The organism is Alteromonas sp. ABH4_452, from assembly GCF_056311825.1.
This window is the reverse complement of sequence record NZ_CM149973.1, coordinates 1,640,056-1,663,467: the sequence shown is the minus strand read 5'-3', so window position 1 is coordinate 1,663,467 and position 23,412 is coordinate 1,640,056. Positions and strand designations below refer to the sequence as shown.

Here is a 23,412-nt window from a genome sequence, read left to right as displayed (position 1 = left end):
AAATATACTACAGTTGCATTTATTTCAACACTCTTTTTATTCTTCTTTAGAGCGTAATGCCTAAACGCGAACATTGCTGCGAAACGACTTTTATGAATTTATACACCTATTCAGAGAGGCAATTGATAGACAAACAGTTAATGTTGTTATTTAAGCATTATCTGTTGACAAAAATTTGTGTCTATGGGTTTAGGAGATCACAAGCGATTTCAACGATTCACGCGAAGCCTGAAGCAAGAAGCGTAGAGCAAAACTGATGAGGTTAGAGGTATATGTCGGTTATAGAAAGTGCGAAGGACATTACAGAATTATGGCAGAAAGTGTCCAAAAAACAGGTTCGGATGCACTCGGGTCAAGTCATCAATTTAGAGATCTGAATATAGTGACTCCTAACTGAATATAACTTCAAAGCCAATATGAACCGTCGAGGAAACAGCCATAATAATGCGATATCAAAGAGCTTTCCCAGCCACTAGAAAGAGAGCAGATAAAGGAAAAATCTCTATAAAATGTGTACTTACATTAACTGAAATATTTGATTACACCGAAATATTTTGTAATTTAAGAAGTTGATATCATAAAGCGAGTAATGTGCTTTCGCTTAGTTTAGAAAAGCTTGAAGGATTCTAACGAAATCTGCCTACCGAGGTCTTATCGAATCAAGGGTTCACGTATCTCACATTATAGTTTGAAGCGTCGAAGTATTTTACAGTTTGAAATTTTAAAGCACACCAAAAAAGGGCCTTCCGGCCCTTTTCACAAACTTCATTCGATTCTCACCCCCAACCTATTCCTCAACATAGCTCTCAATGCTAGGGCAAGAGCAGATCAGGTTTCGGTCGCCATAAACGTCATCAATACGGTTAACCGTTGGCCAGAACTTGTTTCTGTGTACTTCTGGGGCTGGATACGCCGCTAGCATGCGGTCGTAGCTGCGGTTCCAGTCGCTGTCACAGATGTCAGCTAGTGTGTGCGGTGCATTGTGTAGCGGGTTGTCAGTGGCATCCCACTCGCCGCTTTCTACTTTCGCAATTTCTTGGCGAATGCTAACCATGGCGTTGATGAAACGGTCTAATTCGTACTTCGCTTCCGACTCTGTTGGCTCAATCATAAGCGTACCCGCTACTGGGAAGCTCATGGTTGGCGCGTGGAAACCGTAGTCGTTTAGGCGCTTCGCAATGTCTAGCTCGGTTACACCGCTTGCTTCTTTAAGCGGGCGAAGGTCAATAATACATTCGTGCGCTACGCGGCCATTGTTGCCTTTGTAAAGCACTGGGAAGTGCCCTTCTAGCTTCTTCGCCACATAGTTAGCGTTAAGAATAGCGACTTCGGTTGCTTTACGTAGGCCAGCGCTACCCATCATTTTGATGTACATGTAGCTAATAGGCAGAATAGATGCACTGCCCCATGGCGCTGCCGATACCGCACCACAGTCTTTTCCTGCTGTTTCTACATTAATAACCGTGTGGTTTGGTAGGAAAGGCGCAAGGTGCGACTTAACACCAATTGGCCCCATACCTGGGCCACCGCCACCGTGTGGAATACAGAAGGTTTTGTGTAGGTTAAGGTGCGACACGTCTGAACCAATGAAGCCAGGTGACGTAATGCCCACCTGCGCGTTCATGTTCGCGCCGTCCATGTAAACCTGACCGCCGTATTGGTGAACAATGTCACAAATCTCGCGCACGGTTTCTTCATATACACCGTGGGTAGACGGATACGTAATCATGGCGCACGATAGGTTATCGCCCACTTCTTCCGCTTTTTTGCGAAGGTCGTTAAGGTCTACGTTACCTTTGCTATCACACGCTACTACTACCACTTTAAGGCTAACCATTTGCGCAGACGCAGGGTTAGTACCGTGGGCAGAGCTTGGAATTAGGCACACGTTTCTGTGACCTTCGCCACGGCTTTCGTGGTAACGCTGAATAGCCAATAGGCCCGCGTATTCACCTTGCGCACCTGAGTTAGGCTGCATTGAAAGCGCGTCGTAACCTGTTACGTTAATTAGCCACTCGCTAAGCTCTGCAATCATTTCTTGATAGCCCGCTGCTTGGTCTAGTGGTGCAAACGGGTGAAGCTGCCCGAATTCAGCCCATGTTACTGGGATCATTTCAGCCGTTGCGTTTAGCTTCATGGTGCACGAGCCCAATGAAATCATTGAGTGGTTAAGCGCCAAGTCTTTGTTTTCAAGGCTCTTGATGTAACGAAGCATCTCTGTTTCAGAGTGATACTTGTTAAACACTTCGTGTGTTAGGAAGTCGCTGGTGCGTACCAGATCGTCAGGAATAGATTTTACGTCTTGCGTGGTTACTTCTGCATCCAGACCTTCCACTGTTAAGCCGTGCTCTTCACCAAGAAGTACGTCGAATAGCGCAACAATGTCTTCACGTGTGGTAGTTTCGTCTAGCGACACACCTACCGCACCTTCAAGGTCAGCACGTAAGTTCATGCCTTTTGCGTAGGCTTTTGCTAGTACGTCTTCTTTGTTGCTTACCATTACGGTTAGCGTGTCGAAGTAGGTGCTGTGCTTTAGAGCTACACCTTTTTCTGCACCTTTCTGGTTTAAACCAGTAGCAAGAATGTCGGCGAAGCGGTGGATGCGCTCAGCAATAGTTTTAAGTCCTTGAGGGCCGTGGTACACCGCGTAGAAGCTTGCCATGTTGGCTAGCAGCACCTGTGCTGTACAAATGTTCGAGTTCGCTTTTTCGCGGCGAATGTGCTGTTCACGGGTTTGTAGTGCCATGCGAAGTGCTGGGCGACCACGAGTGTCTTTACTTACGCCGATAATACGGCCAGGTAGTGAACGCTTGTAGCTGTCGCGTGTAGCAAAGAATGCCGCATGCGGGCCACCATAGCCCATAGGTACACCAAAGCGCTGTGCACTACCAAGTGCAACGTCTGCACCTAGCTCGCCAGGCGACTTAAGCATTACTAAGCTCATTAGGTCAGCGGCTACTGCCACAATCCCTTTTTTCGCTTGTACTGCAGCAATGATGTCGCTGATGTCTTTTACTTCACCGGTAGAGGTTGGATATTGAAGTAGCGCACCGAATACGTCGTGTTCTGCCGCTTCTTCTGCCGCACCTTTGATGATTTCAAAACCAAACATTTCAGCGCGGGTTTCAACCACGTCAACCGTTTGCGGGTGAACGTCGTTAGCAATAAAGAACGCATTCGCTTTTTTGTTCTTAGACACACGCTTAGCAAGGCCCATGGCTTCTGCTGCCGCTGTACCTTCATCAAGTAATGACGCCGATGCTAGCTCTAGGCCAGTTAGGTCAATGGTCACTTGTTGGAAGTTAAGAATGGCTTCCAAACGACCTTGGGCAATTTCTGGCTGGTAAGGCGTGTACGCTGTGTACCAACCTGGATTTTCTAGCACGTTGCGCAGAATTACGTTTGGTACGTGTGTATCGTAGTAACCCATACCAATGAAAGAACGGTTAATTTTGTTCTTTTGCGCAACGGCTTTAAGTTCACTTAATGCTTCAACTTCTGTCGCCCCTTCACCACATTTTAGTGGCTCTGGTAGCGCAATACCTGCCGGTACAGTTTGCTCAATTAAATCGTCTAGTGAGCTTGCACCAATAGCAGACAGCATTTCTTCAATTTCGCCTTTACCCGGGCCAATGTGACGGCGGATAAATGTATCTTTTTGCTCTAGTTGAGCCAATGTAGGGGAAGTATTCGACATAACGTTGTTAAGCACTCGTAATGGTTGCCGCAAGGGCGCGTTAAATCTTTAAGTTAAAAAGGGGCTGAATTATCTTCATGCCCCTTTTCGAATTATGGTTCTTTTAAAACTGCGTAACGAATTACTCTTCGTCGATGCTGTTTTCGTAGCCTTCAGCGTCTAGTAGACCTTCTACTTCAGCCGCATCGTCAGCTTTAATTTTGAATAGCCAACCGTCGCCGTACGGGTCAGAGTTAACTAGTTCTGGTGAATCTTCTAGGTCTTCGTTAATTGCTACAATTTCACCTGAAATTGGCGCGTAAACGTCAGACGCTGCTTTTACCGATTCAGCAACACATACGTCGTCGCCAGTGCTTACTGCGTCGCCAACATCTGGCAAATCAACGAAAACCATGTCGCCAAGTAAGCCTTGTGCGTGCTCAGAAATACCTACAGTGAAAACACCGTCTCCATCAGGGCGAACCCATTCGTGCGTAGCGGCATAGCGTAAATCAGTTGGGATGTTGCTCATAATCGTTCCTGTTATTCTCTGTTAACTTATAAAACACTTTTTCCATTGCGAACAAAGGAGGGCTTAACCACTTTTACTGTAACCCACTTTTTGCGCATTTCCACTTCTACTGTTTCACCAACATCACTTGGTACTCGTGCCATCGCAATTGAGTGACCTAGTGTTGGAGAGAACGTACCTGAAGTGATAACGCCTTCGCCGCTTTCTGTTTTCACTTTAAGACCGTGACGCAGCACGCCTTTTTCAGTCATTACCAAGCCTACTAGCTTGTCGGTACCCGCTTCGCGCTGCGCTTCTAGAGCTTTACGCCCTACGAAGTCACGTTCTGCCGGTTCCCATGTAATTGTCCAGCCCATGTTAGCGGCTAGTGGCGATACGGTTTCGTCCATATCTTGGCCGTACAGGTTCATGCCTGCTTCTAGGCGAAGTGTGTCACGCGCACCTAGGCCGCATGGCTTAACGCCCGCGTCGAGCAGTGCTTGCCAGAAGCTTTCCGCTTGCTCAGCTGGCACCATGATTTCGTAACCTGCTTCACCGGTATAACCTGTAGTGGCAATGAACAAGTCTTCTGCTTGTACACCAAAGAATGGCTTCATGCCCGCTACCGCTTCTTTTTGCGCTGCGCTGAACAGGTTAGCGGCTTTTTCTTTTGCGTTAGGGCCTTGTACGGCAATCATGGCAAATTCAGGGCGCTCGGTGATGGTTACGTCAAAGCCTTCTGCTTTGCTCATTAACCAGTTCATGTCTTTTTCGCGCGTTGCTGAGTTAACCACTAAGCGATAGTTAGTTTCGTCGAAGTGATAAACGATAAGGTCGTCTACAACACCGCCTTCTTCGTTAAGCATGCCACTGTAAAGCGCTTTACCTTTGTCTTTTAGTTTTGCCACGTCGTTGGCTAAAAGGTACTGAAGATACGCTTTGGCTTGTGCGCCTTTTACGTCAACAATGGTCATGTGAGACACATCAAACATACCGGCGTCTTGACGCACAGCGTGATGCTCTTCAATTTGTGAACCATAGTTAATTGGCATATCCCAGCCGAAGAAATCGACCATTTTCGCACCGGCTTCTAGGTGCTTTGCGTGTAGGGCGGTGGTACTAGACATTCCACTTACTCTTTTTAATTTGAAAGGTAGAAAACGAGATTGAGTATAGTGAGCTAGCGTTTATGCAACAAATTGGAAATTTTTATCAATACATTTAAAAAGCAAATGTATTACTGCAACTGGATTAGGTATATAAATGTAAAAAGCCCCATACACAAGTCGGTAACGGGGCTTCTGATAAGAGCGGAAACAACAATTTTTATTATAGCGAGATCGTATCCATAAGCGCTTGCGCATCTTCGATTGGTGTTTCTGGGGTATATTGCGTTGGAATTTCCGTTTGCTTTATCCAATCACGCTCCCAGTTTATCAGCGCTTCCTGCAGCGCAGCATCGTCAAACGGCGTTTGAGCTTCCTGTGCGATGCGATACGCAGATAAGTACATTTTCCAGCGAGGCAAATAATAGTCTTTGTACATACCCTGCCACGCTTTAGATGCATAATCTTTCAGCTTTGGTCCACCCCATTGCGTTACTTGCAGGCGCGCATTATTTACGTAATAAGCAGACTCTTGCGCAGTCTCACCATAAGCTGAGGCGTCACTCAACCACGTGTGCAGGCTTTCTTGATGAAACCCTAGCAAGTTGTCTAGCTTAGTGATGGCAACGTCAATTGAGGCCATAAGTTCGTCGCCACGTTCGAAGTCTTTTGATGAATACGCGTTAACCACCTCTTGCAGCATAAGGTCAACATGCAAAGACACTGCATGCTTCACAAAATCGACAATATCGTACTGATATAGGTACGCATTATCCATCAACGGTGCCAGCTCAATTAGCTGTGAGATACCATCGTCTAAGGCCATTAAATTACCCGGGTGCCCATCAAAGTTTACTATGTCGATTGTTGGGCGCTTAAACAGCAAGTACGCGCCAGCTGAGCCTTCCCACCAGCGGCTTTTCCAATAGCTAACAGAGAACACTCCTTTTATCACCTTTTCCCATGCTGCGATAAGTTCGGGTGAAGTCTTTCCATAGCGCGCTTTAGTATAATTTGCTAGCCACTCTTTCATATCGGGCTTGGCGCTCCAAGGCAAATCGAACAGAAACTCATAGGCCACAGAATTGTTATGGAGCCCTTCGGGAAATACACCAAACCCGGTCAGCGCACCCTTTTTATTCGAGCTTGTAACCACGTCAAGTTGCTCAACATAGTCTGCAAAGTCAGCATATACAGGGTCTGAACCACCATAGTTATGAATGAAGCCGAATACCCACGGCTTGCCTTTAAAGCCTTCTGTTCGCTGCCATACATGGTATCTATCGTTTCCGATATCGTGGATCATTGCTTTTTGATCAGGAACATCTTTTAAGAAGGCTTCGATAGATGCGAGGTCCCAGAATTCTTCGTCTGCGCCAAACATCCACCCCTGCATTACCCACACAGCATCAGGTGCAACCTGCGCAATAGATTCGTGGATGCGTTTTCCATAGGATGCGAGCTCGGCGTGTCGGTTCTCTTCAGAAACCGGCGGTAGCATTTCGTTAAATGCGTCTGATAGGTAATAGTCCTGTACACCATAAATTTCGGTATAAAGCTCAATAAATCGCTTAGCCACTGTTTTAAAGAGGGGGTCAGCGGGGTCTAACCAATAGGTAGCATTCTCAAACCCAGTCCAGCGTGGCATTTCATAAACCTTGGCGTCGGGAAAACGCTCAACAAACGCTTTAGGTACGTAGCCACTAAACGCAGGTACAACGGGCTGCATACCCAACGCTTTCATGCGCTTGAGGATTTGTTTTTGCAGTTGATGTTTTTTGTTTATCCAACTTTGCGGGAGAGGCCCCTCGTGCCCTTCGATATTCCCCATGCGTTGCCATGGCGTGAATGCTGGGCCAGAAAAGTAATCGGCTAGTTCTTTATCGGTAACGTCGAAATCCTTCCATAATGCTTGCCATACAAATTCTTGCCCTTCCATTGCTACAGGATTGTTTACTCCGTGAAGCGCCATCCAGTCTATTTCTTTCTCCCAACGCTCCCAGTCCCACCACGGTGTTGTATAACCGTAAGCACAAACATTCAGATAAGTACGTTGTTCGAATGGGGTTGTTGTTTTTGCACCATCAAAGTCTTTAAAGACATCAGGGAACGCAACGCGCTTTCCTTCCCAACTTACTGACAAAGCGCCCTGTTCTCGTAAGTATTGATAAGCGCCATACGCTAGTGCGGTATGACTATTTGCCAGCACTTCCGCTTGCCCATCAATTACATTTACTTCAAACCACTCAGGCTCTTTATCAGTTACTTTAATCGTTGATATATTTTTTACTTGTCCCTGTGTAACTCGCTCTAGAACAGCGCTCACCTGAGGGTCTAACGGTTTAGATGCAACTTCTGAGACTTCTTGCTGCTGTTCGCAGCCAGCTAATACAGCAGACAAGCATAGGCACAATGCGCTTATCGAGAGTGACCACGTTTTCTTCATTGCTTAATATCCTGATAAAATCGTAAAAAAATGCTGCGGTTGCCCGCAGCATAATTGTCTTAAAATGAGTAAACCGCACTCAGATAATAGCTAGTGCCTATAATACTTGTCGTTTGCCACACCGGCTTCTCTTCTGTGAAATAGGCTTCTTCGTTGTTACCATTGATATTCAGTGCTCCAAAACGAAGGTTAAGTGCTTCAGTAACGTTATAGCTCAATAGAATATCAACCTGATTTCTACCGTCGACTACCCTTCCCTCGCGTGCAAAGAATGCATCAGTGTTATCTTGAACGTAAGGGCTACGGTTGTTCACTGCGACCCTTGCACTAAACTTGTCGTTTTCCCAATATCCGATGAAATTCCAAGTCTCTTCTGACGAATTAGTTAGCACGAAGTCTTCGCTATCTTCTGCATCGATGAAAGTATAGTTTGCTGAGAAACCGAAACCATCGATAGGTAGCAGTGCATCAAGGCTCTGGTTCCAACCTAGTTCATACCCTTTGATAGTCGTACCACTATCATCGTTATAGGTGCTGGTGATTTCATAGATGTTACCTTCTGTGTCCACACAATCTTCCGGCGTTCCACTTAGCGCAACGTCATTGTAGCTATCAGGGCAAACAAACTCAGAAACCGAACCATTCTTAATTTCTTTCCAGAAAAGGGTAAGTGCTAAGCTATTACCTTCGCCGTAGTACCACTCTAGCCCTAAGTCGGCTTGATCGGCAGTCAGCGCTTTCATGTTAGGCTGGCCAAGATCTACAGTGTAAGTCCGCGTACCAAATGAATTATTCACCGATGTTTCAGAAGCAGCAATCTGCGTACGAGATGTCAACAATGGTCGAACTAGCACCTTGGCAGCAGCAAATCGCGCTTGTACTTCGTCTGTCAATTCGAGCACAAGGTTTACGCTCGGTAAAAAATTGTTGTAATCGTAGTCAAATGCCGTTTCGCCAATCACTAAACTGATTTCAGAGTTAATCGGGTTATCTTCACCGGTCAGATAGGTATTGATCGTTCTGTCGGTAGTTTCATAACGACCACCAATATTTCCTCTCAACGTCATTTCACCGATGTAACTTTCGAAATCAACTTTTCCGTAAACCGATAGAATATCTCGCTCTATTGAATATGAAGATTGAGCAGCGAATAAAGTTGGAACTGTTACCCCTTCAGCCGCAAGCGCATCTCGGTAAGCTTGAATATCTGGCGCGATCCAGCCATGCTCTATGGACATTTGGTTGTCCAAGAAGTCAGTTACCATATAGTTAAAGTCACTCATTAACGGAAGGTCACTTGGGTCAGCTTCACCAATCGCGAATCTATCCGTACGAAAAACGTCTCTATTGAATTCTTCTTTACGGAATTTTCCTCCAAAAGCAAAACCAGTGAAGAAGTCGCCTTCAAGCAAGCGAATTGCGTCAAATTGAAGTGCACTTTCAGAAGAGTCCATGTATCGAGTTGCTCCGTTTGGGTACTCGTTCCTTGGCATGTCAGCAGGGTATAAAGACGGGTCGGTTAGATCTTCATCCACGTTGAAGATAACGTTATTGCGATCTGAAATATCCATGTTTGCAGATACCGTAGTCGCTAAGATTACCGCTTCTTCTGCATGCACAGCCTCGCCTTTCGTGTAATGAGCTACACCGACTAAAGTCCAGTTTTCTGTCTCGTACTTTGACTCAAGCGTAAACGCTTTACTGGTAGCCTGCTTGTCCTCAGCTTGGCGATTATTTTCAAGAGTAAAGTCGTCAATACGCACTTGGTTATAAACGCCATTTACCGGCTCACCAAGTAGCGTGATATCGTCGCGATCGAACAAGAAAACCTGCTGGTTCAAATCTTGTACCGTATCGTCATCAGCATAAATTGCGGTAAACGTTGTTTCGAAATTATCGCTAGGACGCCACTGTACTGCGCCGTTCATCAAATAGCGTTTGGTTTCGCGGTCAATACGACGGTAACGCGGACGTCGAGGAATATCATAGCCTTCATCGTCGCTGAACCACCTACCCATCCAGAAGTTATCTACCCTGTCGTCAAGTTCCTGATAACCTGCGTTTAAAAATAATCCTACTGTGTCATCAGCAAATTGGTCGATATAGGTGATATTACCTTTGGGGGTCACATCATCTGTGGGCGAGAATTCCGAATATTGCCCCTTAACGGAAGCTACAACTTTACGCTCACTGTAGGAAAGTGGCTTCGTAGTATCGATATTAATAGTACCTGACAAACCACCAGTATCCATGTCTGCACTGGGAGATTTAATTACTGAAATACTTGAAGCTAGCTCAGACTGTATAATGTCGTAACGAAAGCCACCAGTAAAATCCGCACTCGCCATAGTTTGGCCATTCACGGTAGTTCTGGCATATTGCGAGCCTAAACCGCGAACACTGATTGTAGAACCTCTACCGTTAATATTTGATATCTGTACGCCAGGGATTCGCTGGATTGCTTCAGCAATGTTCTCGGTAGGAAACTTTCCGATATCTTCTGATGTAATAATGTCTGCAACTTTCGTTTCATCGCGTTTTAGTGCCGCAGCTTGGACCAAACTAGAACGATAAGTAACGTCAATACGTTCAACTTCACTGTCACTTACGTCTGAGGCAGCTTGAGCAAAAACCAGTGCAGGCGAGCTAAAAATGCCTACGATAGCACTGGCGAGTAACGTTTTCTTTGGACGAGCGTTATTCATGATGTGGTTCCCATCTTCTTTGTAGTGGTTGTTGTTCAGCTTTAGGCAACCAGCTGATTAATTTTATTTCTTATTATTAACGATGATTTTTTCATCACCTGCCATTGACGCTACCAACCAATGTCAACGTTGTCAACAAAAAATAAGGAATTATTACTACGATATTGGGTAGACCAAAATATGAACTTTCAGTAAGACGAAAACGCTAAACTACGCTTTCAAGCGAATAATTAGAAGCCGAGTCTCTTACAACCACATCAAGAGAAAACCCTTTTGAATCAACAGCATGAATATCATTGGATTTCATCATTTCAATAACCATTGCTGCAGCTGTTGCTGCAATATCAAAGTTAGGCTGGTCAATCGTAGTAAGATGAGGCCACGTTTGCATGGCGAAGGGACTGTTTTCGAAACCAACAATCGAGATGTCTTCCGGAACTTTAAGATTGTTAAGACGCGCCATAAATACAGCTCCCGCTGCAATTTCGTCGTTACATGCAAAAATGGCGGAAGGTCGTTTGGGCATGGCAAGTACTTGTTTAGTCATATCCATGCCGGATTCGAATGTAAACTCTCCATCAATGATAAAATTTTTATCGAAAGGCAATTTTGCTGCTTCATGTGCCTTTTTAAAACCTCTTACTCTCCCTAAACTAGACTCATGCGATGCATGAAAACCAAGAAAAGCAATATCTCTATGGCCTAAATTCAGCAAATACTGCGTTATCTTAAATCCCGCATCTACGTCGTCTACATGCAACACCGGGGCGAGTTCATCAGGGGGTTGCTCGCCAGATAAGATCCTAACTACTTTAGCATCTCTACTGAGTAAAAATGTAACAAGCTCTTTATTTTCCGACAATGGCGGGGTGAGAATAATTCCGCCAATCTGATTTGAACCAATCATAGCCGCAAGCTCATTCCCTACCTCATCAGAATGAGAATCGGTGGGGTGAATAACTAATTCAAACCCTTTTTTTCTGCATTCAGAAATAATTCCATTTTGCATTTCAATCACATAATGGCTGTTGGGATTGTCATAAACAAACGCAAGAGAGAACGGTGCTTTACGCATTACCCTTGCTGTGTGGTTAGGCTGATAGTTCAACTGCTTTATTGACTCAAGCACTTTTTCCTTTACCGACTCACTAACATTTGGTTCTTGGTTAACCACTCGCGAAACCGTTTTAAACGATACTCCCGCTAATTTCGCGACATCCTTAATAGTTGGCTTTTTCATGAAACTCTTTTTCGGTGAAAGGTATTGAGTGTTAGAGAGAATAAAGTGAACCCCCTGTTTAAGCAAATTTCTTGGTCTTCGTAAACCAATGAATAACTAATACAATTTCATCAAGGTTCAAAAAAACAACAATGACAACGTTGACATAGGTTAAAGAAAAGGGTTAGGGTTAAACAACTGAATATAAAAAAAGCAAGAAACATGACAACAAACACGACATCTTCACGACTTCTGTCTCTCGATGTATTTCGAGGGCTCACCATAATCGCAATGATTGTAGTAAACAGTCCGAATACTTATGGAGAACTCGCGCACGCACATTGGATAGGCATCAACTTTGCCGATTTAGTGTTTCCTTTTTTCATTCTCATTGTGGGTGTAGCAATTAGTTTGGGGTTCAAGAATATTGATTCATCTTCACCACAATTGACCAGTATTTTGAAAAAAGTGTGGAGAAGAGGCTTTACGCTCATTGGGCTCGGGCTCATTGTTAATTTGTTCTATACCCACTTCGAACAAATAAGGTTACTAGGCGTATTACAGCGAATTGGCATTGTTTATATTGCCTGCTGTTATTTAGCAATTTACTGCAAACCGAAGAGCGTGGTTAAAGTGGGCATTGGTATCTTGCTTCTGTACTGGGTATTTATTCTATTGGTTCCTGCCCCGGGCCTCCCTAGCGGGCATCTTGCTCGTGGAGAGAACATTGTAAACTGGTTCGATCAATTTGTACCGGGTATGCTGTGGCGTGGTACTTGGGATCCCGAAGGTCTGCTCAGTACTTTTCCTGCCATTGTTACCGGTATTATGGGTATGCTCATTGGCCAGATTATAGTTAAAGGCAAGGACGACTTACCTACCACGGTGATGAATTTATTTGTATTCGGCTTTGTTACTTTTTCTCTAGGATGTATTTGGAGCCTAGGTTTTCCTTTCATCAAACAGGCGTGGACCAGCTCATTTGTATTAGCCACCGGCGGCATAGGCGCCATGATATTGGCCTGTATGATGTGGTACACCGATATTAAAGGCTTCAGAAACGGTACTCAAATAGCCACCATCTTTGGGGCTAACGCGATCACCGCATATATCCTGCACGTAATCATAGAGAAGCTACTTGATTGGGAAATCGCCGGTGTATCGGTTCACAACAGCTACACCACATTTATGTCTGATATGGGAGCAAGTGATTTTATAAGTGCAACGTTGTGGGTCATTCTGTTTCTCAGCGTTTGTTTTATTCCTGTATATGTCCTCTATCGCAAACAAATTTTCGTAAAGATTTAAGGTGGAATCTGTGACTCAGAATTACTTTGTAGGCGTTGATGGCGGTGGCACTAAATGCAAAGCGCGACTTGAAAACGAACAAGGCGAATTGCTTGGCGAAGGATTGTCAGGTCCATGCAACCCTGCTCAATCAGCCGACACCGCGTTCGCATCAATTATCGAAGCTACGACACTGGCATTAGAGGCAGCCTCAATGTCAGCGACAAAAATCAGCAATCTTAATGTTTGTCTAGGTCTTGCAGGTGTAAACGTTACGCGTTATCGAGAAATTGCACAGAGTTGGATATTTCCATTTAAACGTACACACATAACCACCGATCTACACATTGCTTGTTTAGGCGCTCATGCAGGTCAAGATGGCGCAATTATAATAACTGGAACCGGTAGTTCAGCACTTGCAAGCTTGAGTGGAAACTTAACAAGTATCGGTGGCCACGGTTTCCCTTTAGGCGACAAAGCGGGAGGCGCATGGCTTGGCCTGCAGGCCTTGCAATACACCCTTGAAGCACTCGATTCCTTGGTACCTTCCTCTCGGCTCGTTACCGATATGTGCGAAGCTCTTGGTACAGACGACACTCAAGCGATAGTCGGTAAGTCGCTGCACTTCAAGTCGAGTGATTTCGGTAAGTTTGCGCCAATTGTTGTGAAGTGCGCTAATGGCAGTGACCCCATCGCTCTTAGTATCGTGAATGGAGGAAAGCAATACCTTTCAGGTATCGTTTCTCAACTCGAAGAACTCGGCGCTAAACGCATTTCAATGATTGGTGGCTTATCTTCGCAATGGGCAGAGTGGCTACCTGACAATATTCAGCAACGTTTACAACCCGCGAAGTGTTCACCTGAATTTGGTGCAATTTCATTAATAAAAGACCTGGTAAAGGAGTGTTAATATGGCTTATGTGACCAAAATGGCGTCTGAAGCAGCAGAAACGCCACAAGTGCTGAAACGACAGCTAGACAACAATAGCCATGTATATAACAAGTTATCTGAAGAGATAGAAAAGCACGATCCAGAATTTGTGTATATTATTGGCCGCGGTACCTCAGACCATGCCGGCGTGTTTGGAAAATATTTGATTGAAACTGAAATGGGGCTGCCTGTTGCTTCTGCCGCGCCATCGGTAAACAGCGTTTTCGGCAAGTCCCTTCGATTAAATAGAGCCCTGGTTTTTATCATTTCTCAATCGGGCAGAAGTCCAGATATACTTGCACAAGCCAAAATGGCAAAGGAAAAAGGTGCGCTTTGTGTTGCGCTGGTAAATGACGAGTCATCACCAGTTAAAGATATTGTAGACATATTTATACCACTTTGTGCCGGGCCAGAAATTGCCGTTGCCGCCACCAAAAGCTATCTGGCGACCTTGTATGCGTTATTAAGCATTGTTGCAAATTTCACTAAACGCAACGATCTTCACGAAGCTTTACTTGCCCTACCTACACAATTAGAGTCGGTAATAACTTCCCCCTTTGTACTTACCGCAGAGCACTTAGCTCCGCTTGAACGATGCGTTGTACTAGGCCGCGCTTTCGGTTACGCCATATCCAGAGAAATAGCGCTTAAAATGAAAGAAGTCTGTGGAATACAGGCTGAGGCTTTCAGTAGCGCGGAATTTCTTCACGGGCCCATATCCCTTCTAAACCGCAAAACAGCTATTATCGATGCCCATATTCCTGACGCTTCAAGTGCTGTACATAAGTCACAAATTGAAGAAGTGATCCGCAGAGGAGCACAAGTTTTCCCTTTATTTGAGGTACCATTGGATGTGCATCCTCTCACATCGGCGCTCATTGTTATGCAACGTTTTTACTTAGATATTGAAAAAGCTGCGCGCGAGATGGATATGGACCCTGACAGTCCTATCGGACTTAAAAAAGTAACGGAAACCCTCTAGCAATGAAATCTTATTTTGCCAAACTCCTTTTTGACGGCTTTTCATTTCATTCGAACGTGCGCTTTGAAGTGATTAACAGCCGAGTGACCGCTATCTGTTCGAACAGTGTGGATGATAGCAATGCTGAGGTCATCCATGAGCTAGTCATACCCGCCATGGTAGATGTTCAAGTAAACGGTGGAGGCGGCGTTCAGTTTAACGAAACGCCCACACTGTCTACGCTTCAGCAAATGGCAGAGGCCTTTTTAAAAGTGGGTACGGGCAGCTTAATGCCAACCATTATCACTGACGACATCGACGTTATGAATAAAGGCGCTGATGCTATAGCGTTAGGTCACAAATGGGATCCAGGCGCTATCCCAGGTGTCCACTTTGAAGGGCCTCACCTCAGCACAACCAAAAAGGGCATGCATAGTTCAAAGCACATCCGCTCACTGAGCGACAAAGAGTTGGCCTTATTTACTCGAAATGATCTTGGTAAAGTAATTGTCACGCTAGCACCAGAAACGGTCTCGCCCTCAGATATTGAGACGCTAACCAATGCAGGCGTAATTGTGTCTATAGGCCACACTAACGCCACCTCTGACGATTGCTTTGCCGCTTTTGATGCGGGGGCTACCGGTGCTACACATCTTTTCAATGCCATGTCACCGTTTACCAGCAGAGAGCCTGGTGTGGTTGGGGCCTCACTTTACAGAGATGACGTCTATTGCGGACTAATCGTTGACCATCATCACGTTCATCCTGTGTCAGCGTCATTAGCAATAAAGCTCAAAGGTGATGAACGCTTAATGTTGGTAACTGACGCTATGGCGCCGGCCGCGAGTGACGTCGACCACTTCGTCTACCAAGGCGTAAAAGTCATACGTAAAAATGATACGTTACGTCTTGATGACGGTACGTTAGCGGGTTCGCTATTAACGATGGAGAAAGCTATCCAGCATACGCATTTCGACCTAAGCATTGATCTGCAAGCAACACTGAAAATGGCAACGTCTACCCCTGCTTCATTTATAAAAAGCGAAGCGAACATTGGAACGTTACGCACAGGCTCTTTCGCTAATTTCATAACGCTAAATAAAGACTTAAGGGTGACACGCTGTTGGCGCAATGGCGAAGTCGTCCGGTAGGTATGCAGCTAATGTGCATAGCCAGGTATTCTTTTGAACAACAGATAATACGTACTCACAAAAAATTAAAATATTAAGTAAGCAATACAGTGAAATAAAAACATTATAAAAAGGAAACGTGATGCAAACTGCAGTTAAATCCCCCCCGTCGACGATACTCCCTATGGCAATAATCGGCACATTGTTTTTCGTTTTTGGTTTTATCACATGGTTAAATGGAGCACTCATCCCCTTTTTGCAAATTGTTTGCAATTTGAACGGAACAGAGGCACTGCTAATCGCGTTTAGTTTTTATATTGCGTATGTTGTTATGGCACTTCCTATGTCATTCGTGCTCAATCAATTGGGCTATAAAAACGCCATGACTTTCGGGCTTTTATTAATTGCTGCAGGATGCTGCTTATTTGTTCCTGCCGCTAAAACGCAAACATTCATATTATTCATTACAGCTCAGTTCGTCGTCGGTTCCGGTTTAACTATCTTACAAACCGCATCAAACCCATATTTAGTAAAAATTGGGCCGTCAGAAAGTGCAGCAGCAAGAATATCAATTATGGGGCTACTGAATAAAGGAGCTGGCTGGCTCGCACCAATGGTGTTTATTGCTCTTGTACTCGGAGACTTATCAGGTATCACCGAACAAAGTATCGCTGCATTGCCAGAAGCTGAGCGTAGTGCACAAATACAACAATTAGCACAAAGCCTTGTATTGCCCTACTTAGGTATGGCCGCAGCGTTAGTATTACTTGCTGTTGCGCTAAGTTTTTCTGGCTTGCCTGAATTGGACCTTGATGTTGAGGATAAAAAACTCGCTGAATACGGAAAAGGTAAAGGCTCAGTATTACAATTCCCTCAGCTAGTATTAGGTGTAATTGCACTTTTTTGTTATGTAGGCGTAGAAGTTGTTGCCGGAGATACAATTGGCCTAGCGGGCTCGCAACTTGGCGTTCCGGGAGCACTAGGGCTCACGTCATACACCATGTTTTTTATGGTCATTGGGTACAGCCTTGGTTTAGCGCTTGTGCCCCGAATTTGCACTCAGCACCAATTACTTACTCTCTCTTCAGTTTTAGGTATTGTTTTGTCAATCGGTATACCGTTCACTAACGCTGAAAGCCACGTCTTTGCAGGTTTTCTGTGGGGTTGGACAGGTATTGCAACGCTTCCTGATCCTATTACTCTTATTGCACTTTTGGGACTTGCTAACGCCATTGTTTGGCCTGCAGTTTGGCCTCTAGCATTAGAAGGGCTAGGTAAATTCACTGCTCGCGGTTCTGCACTTTTGATAATGGGTATAGCTGGGGGGGCAATTATCCCCTTACTTTTCGGATTTGCGGCTGATCACTTCGGAGTGTTGAACGCTTACTGGACAACGATACCTTGCTATGCATTTATTCTTTTCTACGCATTGAAAGGGTGGCGTCTAAGAGAATGGTAATTTAGGCGACGACTTGGTGGGTTTAACATACGCATAAGTGGTATTCTTGAGTGATGTGTTTAATAACGGTGATATCGGAACCCATCTTTAACAATGAAGCAGCTTTCTCTAGATACTTTACGCACCTTTGTTAGCGTTATTGAGCTTGGTGGCTATGCAAAGGCGGGCGACTTTTTAGGTCGTTCTCAGCCTGCTATTAGTTTGCAAATCAAAAAGCTTGAATCGCAGCTAGACCGAAAGCTGTTCACCAAAGTAGGTCAACGCCATGTACCTAGCGCCGATGGAAACTGGTTGTACCCAAAAGCGAAAGAACTGTTAGAACTTAACGACAACATTTTTAGAAGCTTGACTCCTGCGCCTTTAAGCGGTAGATTACGCTTGGGTATTCCCAACGAATTTGCCTCTACGCTACTGCCTGGTTTAATTGGCGAGTTTTCAAAGCGCTACCCAGATGTGTCTTTAGAGGTGACGTCTGCGCTAAGTCGCGATCTGCTTCACCCGTCTCAGCGAGATCACTTTGACTTAATTCTTGCACTGGTAAATCCAGATGAAGAAACTGAGGGCGAAGTTGTTTTAGAAGATGATGTGGTGTGGGTAGGCGATACATCTCACCCGTTGGTAGGAAACAATATTCCATTAGTACTAGCGCCAGATGGCTGCATGTACAGAAGCCGGGTAATTGAACAGCTAAAACAGCAAACGTTTGCTTGGAAAATCAGCTACACCAACGCCGACTTAGGCGGTTTGGTTGCCGCCATTCAACAAGGCCTTGGCGTGACTGCACTAGCAAAATCGAGCCTACCGGCTAATTTAGCCGTACTGAACCACCCGCATCTGCCTAAGTTAGGAAAGGTTAACATTTGCCTGTTTAACCAAGACACCCAACACCCAGTTATCAGCAAAACCCTCGCAGAATTTTTCAAAGTACGCCTAACCCAATAAAAAAGGGGTCAGAGTACTTTTTCTGCCCCTCCATCCGTGTGCTAATCAGCGTTAACCGTCGCTTGTGATGGTGTCGATAAGCTCAGCAAGCACAGTTTCGGCTTTACTGGTTTCAACTTGGCAGGTACCCGCATTCATGTGACCGCCGCCACCATATTTCAAACACAGCTCACCCACATTGGTGTTAGAGCTACGATTAGTAATGGACTTACCTATCGCAAACACCACGTTTTGCTTTTTAAGCCCCCACATTTTGTGGATAGAAATGTTGCAGTCTGGGTACATGGCGTAAATAACGAAGCGGTTCGTGGCGTAAATGGTCTCTTCTTCGGTTAAATCGAGTATCACAAGGTTATCGTGTACGGTAGAGCACTTAGCTATTTGCGCCTTCGCCATTTCATTGTGCTCGTGATACAAACTTACGCGCTCGGCCACATCTTCCATTTGCAGTATTTCTTCAATACTGTGGTCTTTACACGCATCTATTAGCTTCATCATTAGCTGGTAGTTAGAGATCTTAAAATCTCTGAAACGGCCAAGCCCAGTACGCGCGTCCATAATGAAATTCATAAGCACCCAGTCGGTAGGCTCTAAAATTTCTTCTTTTGAAAACTGCGCTGAGTCGCCTTTATCTACCGCGTCCATCATATCTACTGAGATATTGGGAAACTTATCGGCACCACCGTAATAGTCATATACGACGCGCGCAGCAGAGGGCGCTTTCGGGTCGATAATGTGGTTATCAATGTCGCCTGAATTACGTACAGTCTCACTAAGATGATGATCGAAGGCAATGTGACAACCTGCTACATAAGGCAGGTTGGTTGTAATGTCGTTCTCAGTGATGTCTATTTTGCCGTCTTGCATGTCTTTAGGGTGCACAAACAAAATATCATCAATCATATCTAAGTCTTTCAGTAGTACTGCGCATACTAGCCCGTCAAAATCACTTCGGGTAACTAATCTAAACTTTCGCTCTGACATCACTTAATTCCTTTATTAACGATTATCAAGTAAGTGTAACAGCTAGTAAAAATTTTGAGAGATTACCTATATAGATTTTGACTACAAAGTCGTAAAACGCGACGAAAGTATAAATAAAGGCCTGATTCCTCAGCTGTTTACTACTTTTCTATTCCTAAAAGCATTTAGAAGATAAGCGACTGACCTTGTGTTGCTAGTATAAAATTAAAGCCTAGTTTATTAGCCTGCTCTAGCTCTTTTGATATGACAAAACGTGGATTTTCTCCTGCTTTTAAACTGTACTTGATATGGCTTATCACGATGTTTATGTCTGAAACCTGGCTTTTATCTTCAACTAGTTCGTAGAAGCGAGTAAGTTCTTGCATCAACCACTTAGGCGTAAGGTGTCCGAACAATAGATTGTCAGGGCGACTGTTATCAAAAGACACTTCAATAACCATACCTCTTAGCGTTTTGTTTCGCATTTGCTGTGCAAGATAGCGCCATATTTCGGCTAACTTGCCTTCTTTCTCGACATCGTCCGGGCCAGTATCACCAAAATAAACAAACATATCGTTGTCACTTTCAATAACGAACGCCGTCGATTCTAAGGGGTGGCTCAAACTAAAAGGCGTGACAGTTAAATTCGTGCCTTTAATTGAAGTGGTTTGTTGCGGAGCCAGATCGATAACATCGTACTTGTTAAGCTTTGGCTCCAAGCCTCGATTGGTAAAGTTTGCCCATGCCTGCCAGTTAAAGTAAGTCGCCCCCATGGTGTCGTTTACTGACTTTAAGGCATAGATGGGTTTATTGTTGTCATCTGGTGAAGCAATGAGTAACCCTGCTACATGGTCTAGGTGACCATGGCTAATCAGGTATGCAGCAACGTGATTATGCAGTACGGTGCCGTTAGCTCGCAGGTTATCGTCGGGCTTGCTTTTTAAGTTGTCAAAAGCCCCTTCTTTTAACGCAACATCAATACCATTAACTATGCTTCCTGCGTCTAGAGCAACATAGCGCTCCTCTTCTAAACTTCGCAGTAAAAATGCGCTCAAATTACCGTCTTTAATACCGCCAGTATCGCCCAATGTAACAAGTTGAAATGCCGGTTCTACATCGCTTTTTCTTGTTTCAACAGTAACGTTATATTCCGTTTCCCTATCACTCACTGAAGCAGTGCTGCAAGCGGTTAGTACTGAGAAAATCAAAAGACCCAATAGATGTTTCAAAATTATTTTATTCCCATTAAAAATATCTGTTTCTTACCTTTTTAAAGCTAAGCAAAAAACAAAAAAGACAAGCTACATAACATCAAGCCCACATCACCATAATAGCGGCAGCGCCGATTAAGAGCAGCCCAGTAATTTCGCGTTTTGTAACTGCGTTTTTTAGCCAGAAATGTGAGAGTACTAAAGTGAGTAAAACCTCTAGTTGCCCAAGCGTTTTCACTAGCGCCACATGCTGTAGCGCCATAGCTGTAAACCAGCATATTGAGCCTAAACAGCTTACTGTACTTATCGCTAGCACCTGTTTTTTAGCGCTCACTAGTTGCTTAAACACGAAGGGTTTGGTTAATGCTATGTATGAACTTAAAGCTACCGTCTGAACGCACAGCACCCATAATAAAACCCATGCTGCGGCTACTGTATGCTGAATATTAAGCATGTGGCTAGCTTCGCGCACTAGAAGTGATGTCAGCGCAAAGCAGGTACCGCAAGCTAGACCGATAGCCATGGTTTTCACACTAATACCATGAAGTCGGTTACCGCTGCTAAGCACGAATACAGCTATTCCACCTATGACTATGCCAGCCCACCCAAGAGGTGTTAGGTAACTACCAAAAAAGAGCATGCCTACCACACCCGCCACTAAAGCTTCACTTTTTGCCAAGCCTGCTCCAATGGCAAAGTTCTTCTGTTTAAACAAAATAACCATTAAAGAAGTGGCCGCTATTTGAAGTAGGGAAGCAAACAAGATCACTGTGATAAATGAGCCCGTAAATTGCGGCATCTGGCTGGCACTACTGCTGTAGAGCATAAGCAAATAAACAAGCGCTATGGGCGGAGCCAAGATAAAACGAGATAGCGTAACACCCGAGGTGTTAACTGAACCACTCAGTCTGCTTTGCAGCGCATTACGCACGGTTTGCATGATAACCGCGCCCAATGTAAATAAAACCCAACTCATTAGCGTTACTTTACCTTCAAAGTTATTTTACTACCTGCCTTTCGAGCTTTTTTATTTGGCAGTGGTTTCGCTACCAGATAACGCCTGTAGACGCTTTGCTTTGAAGTCACTTTCGCGCTTCCAATAAGGCCATACATCACCTTGAGCATAATGAGTAAGCATGGTTCCAATAAGAGATAGGTCTTGTTTTACGCCACCTAATGTCCAGCTTGGAAGATAATCGTCATCTGCTTTGTGATAGCGTTTAGCGATAAAGCTTGGGTCGGTATCGCCTAAGCTCATGAACAAAATAGAGGGCACACCCTGTTTTGCAAGCGCGAAATGATCAGAGCGGAAGAACAGGCCATTTTGAGGGCGCGGGTCCATCTTAACGGTTCGCCCCTGTAACGCTGCTGCCGTAGCTAAATCATCTTCAATAGATAAATAGCCTTCGCCATACTGCAAGATATAATCAACATCATCGTTTACGTTCATACCGTCGATATTTAAAAACGCCACCATGTTCTTGGTAGGTACAGGGGGGTTATTTGCAAAATAATCAGCACCCAACAGCCCTGTTTCCTCTGCGGTAAACGCACTAAACATTAGCGTACGCGCAAAGCCTTCTTTATGCTTTGAGAGTGCATCTGCCAACGTTAGCACTCCAGCTGTGCCAGACGCATTATCTACCGCACCATTGTAAATAGTAGTTTTGCCATTCTTCTCTACTTTACCAAGGTGGTCCCAATGAGCGTGCAGCATTACCCACTCATTCGGCTTTGAGGTGCCTTCTAAAATACCGGCAACATTCTGCGATTCAGCATGCTCGATAGAGTTAGCGAAACTTAACGATGCTTTTGTGTTTAGCAGGATTGGCGTAAAGCCGGGCTTAGACGCTTTTCTTTTAAGCTCGCCGTAATCTAAACCTGCTTTTTCGAAAAGCTGCCTAGCGGCATTTAGATGAAGCCACCCCATTACGCCTACTTGTGACGCATTACCATTGTCATCGACTAGGCTAAACTTGGTATTAGAATTTGAGTTTTCGACTACGCCCCAGCCGTAACCCGCAGGCATGGTTTCATGAACAATGAAAACAGCTTCTGCGCCTTGCCTAGCGGCTTCTTCGTATTTATAAGTCCAACGGCCATAGTAGGTCATGGCATTGCCTTGAAACAGCGCTGGAACTTTAGAAGCAAAACCCGGGTCGTTTACCAGCATTACCACCGTCTTTCCTTTTACATCAAGGCCGGCGTAATCATTCCAATTGTACTCGGGCGCATTTATACCGTACCCCACGAAAATCACGTCACTTTCAGTTAGTGAGTATTCATTTACTATACGTTGTGTTCGTGCAGTAAACTCACTGCCCGCTTCAAAAGAAAGGTCGCCAATGTTTAATGTGCTCATGTTGCTGGGCGTAATTTTTGCGAGCGGCACAGCTTGCGTATAGCTGTCACCAAAAGCCGGCTTTAGCCCTAACTTCTTATACTCTGCTACCAAGTATTCTACGGTTTTTTCTTCCCCTTTTGATAAAGGTCCTCGCCCTTCGAACTCGTCACTAGCCAATGTTTTAACGTGCTGACGATACACATCTAAATCGATAGAAGCGCTACTCAGCGACATCTCTACGTTTTTTGCTTTCGCCGACGAAGGCTCAACCGAGGTCAAGCTGGAACTAGTGACGTCAGCATTCGCCGAACCAGTAAGTAAAGTAGAAGTAAGTAGAGACGCTGCGCATGCAAAGGAAAAGGCGCGATAAGGTTTGCACAAGAAAGTAAACATAAGCCATTGCTAGAAATAAAAAAAGGATACCGAAGAGTATCCTTTACCGCCGACTATCTCAACGCCAAGAAAGGGGACAGTGTACATTATTAGCTTTCCCTACTTCAAAACTGGGGAAATGTACTCTG

16 protein-coding genes are annotated in these 23,412 nt (G+C 44.7%); 6 read left to right on the top strand and 10 right to left on the bottom strand.

The window, feature by feature from the left end; genetic code table 11:
• Nucleotides 1–787: 787 nt before the first annotated feature.
• The 6 genes from gcvP to ACYX4N_RS07045 form a co-directional block, all read right to left on the bottom strand.
• A complete protein-coding gene (gcvP, locus tag ACYX4N_RS07070; protein ID WP_476056065.1) occupies nt 788–3,697 on the bottom strand; it encodes an aminomethyl-transferring glycine dehydrogenase in 2,910 nt (969 codons plus the stop codon).
• 121 nt (nt 3,698–3,818) lie between these two features.
• Nucleotides 3,819–4,208 carry a glycine cleavage system protein GcvH gene (gcvH, locus tag ACYX4N_RS07065; RefSeq protein WP_014979989.1) on the bottom strand — a complete coding sequence of 130 codons (390 nt, stop codon included), beginning with the start codon at nt 4,206–4,208 and terminating at the stop codon, nt 3,819–3,821.
• A 26-nt stretch (nt 4,209–4,234) separates the two neighbouring features.
• Nucleotides 4,235–5,314, bottom strand: coding sequence for a glycine cleavage system aminomethyltransferase GcvT (gene gcvT, locus ACYX4N_RS07060; RefSeq protein ID WP_305763407.1), 1,080 nt, complete (start codon nt 5,312–5,314; stop codon nt 4,235–4,237).
• Nucleotides 5,315–5,516: 202 nt separating this feature from the next.
• Entirely contained in the window at nt 5,517–7,739 is a 2,223-nt protein-coding gene (locus ACYX4N_RS07055; protein ID WP_476056064.1) for an alpha-N-acetylglucosaminidase, read from the bottom strand.
• A gap of 59 nt (nt 7,740–7,798) precedes the next feature.
• On the bottom strand, nt 7,799–10,444 hold the full coding sequence (locus ACYX4N_RS07050; protein WP_476056063.1) for a TonB-dependent receptor: 2,646 nt from the start codon (nt 10,442–10,444) through the stop codon (nt 7,799–7,801).
• Nucleotides 10,445–10,649: 205 nt separating this feature from the next.
• Complete coding sequence (locus tag ACYX4N_RS07045; protein WP_476056062.1) at nt 10,650–11,684, bottom strand: LacI family DNA-binding transcriptional regulator; 1,035 nt, start codon at nt 11,682–11,684, stop codon at nt 10,650–10,652.
• Between the two features lie 201 nt (nt 11,685–11,885).
• On the opposite strand from ACYX4N_RS07045, the gene ACYX4N_RS07040 reads away from it, so the two are divergent.
• The 6 genes from ACYX4N_RS07040 to ACYX4N_RS07015 all read left to right on the top strand — a co-directional run bounded on the left by ACYX4N_RS07040 (nt 11,886) and on the right by ACYX4N_RS07015 (nt 18,373).
• Nucleotides 11,886–12,971, top strand: a complete 1,086-nt coding sequence (locus tag ACYX4N_RS07040) for an acyltransferase family protein (RefSeq protein ID WP_476056061.1) — start codon at nt 11,886–11,888, stop codon at nt 12,969–12,971.
• A 10-nt stretch (nt 12,972–12,981) separates the two neighbouring features.
• Nucleotides 12,982–13,860 carry a glucosamine kinase nucleotide-binding domain-containing protein gene (locus tag ACYX4N_RS07035; protein ID WP_476056060.1) on the top strand — a complete coding sequence of 293 codons (879 nt, stop codon included), beginning with the start codon at nt 12,982–12,984 and terminating at the stop codon, nt 13,858–13,860.
• 1 nt (nt 13,861) lies between these two features.
• Entirely contained in the window at nt 13,862–14,863 is a 1,002-nt protein-coding gene (gene nagB-II / locus ACYX4N_RS07030; protein ID WP_476056059.1) for a glucosamine-6-phosphate deaminase NagB-II, read from the top strand.
• Nucleotides 14,864–14,865: 2 nt separating this feature from the next.
• Entirely contained in the window at nt 14,866–15,993 is a 1,128-nt protein-coding gene (gene nagA, locus ACYX4N_RS07025) for an N-acetylglucosamine-6-phosphate deacetylase (protein WP_476056058.1), read from the top strand.
• 121 nt (nt 15,994–16,114) lie between these two features.
• The gene (locus ACYX4N_RS07020; protein ID WP_476056057.1) at nt 16,115–17,431 is read left to right on the top strand and encodes a sugar MFS transporter; all 1,317 of its coding nucleotides are present in this window, start codon (nt 16,115–16,117) and stop codon (nt 17,429–17,431) included.
• A 93-nt stretch (nt 17,432–17,524) separates the two neighbouring features.
• Nucleotides 17,525–18,373, top strand: coding sequence for a LysR family transcriptional regulator (locus tag ACYX4N_RS07015; RefSeq protein WP_159117926.1), 849 nt, complete (start codon nt 17,525–17,527; stop codon nt 18,371–18,373).
• A 51-nt stretch (nt 18,374–18,424) separates the two neighbouring features.
• Here the strand turns inward: ACYX4N_RS07015 and ACYX4N_RS07010 are convergent, their stop codons facing one another.
• The 4 genes from ACYX4N_RS07010 to ACYX4N_RS06995 form a co-directional block, all read right to left on the bottom strand.
• On the bottom strand, nt 18,425–19,357 hold the full coding sequence (locus tag ACYX4N_RS07010; protein ID WP_476056056.1) for a DHH family phosphoesterase: 933 nt from the start codon (nt 19,355–19,357) through the stop codon (nt 18,425–18,427).
• Nucleotides 19,358–19,521: 164 nt separating this feature from the next.
• On the bottom strand, nt 19,522–20,565 hold the full coding sequence (locus tag ACYX4N_RS07005; RefSeq protein WP_476056055.1) for an MBL fold metallo-hydrolase: 1,044 nt from the start codon (nt 20,563–20,565) through the stop codon (nt 19,522–19,524).
• A gap of 82 nt (nt 20,566–20,647) precedes the next feature.
• Nucleotides 20,648–21,523 (bottom strand): EamA family transporter, encoded by an 876-nt coding sequence (locus tag ACYX4N_RS07000; protein WP_476056054.1) that lies wholly within the window; start codon nt 21,521–21,523, stop codon nt 20,648–20,650.
• A 51-nt stretch (nt 21,524–21,574) separates the two neighbouring features.
• On the bottom strand, nt 21,575–23,125 hold the full coding sequence (locus ACYX4N_RS06995; protein ID WP_476056426.1) for a M28 family metallopeptidase: 1,551 nt from the start codon (nt 23,123–23,125) through the stop codon (nt 21,575–21,577).
• Nucleotides 23,126–23,412: the final 287 nt, after the last annotated feature.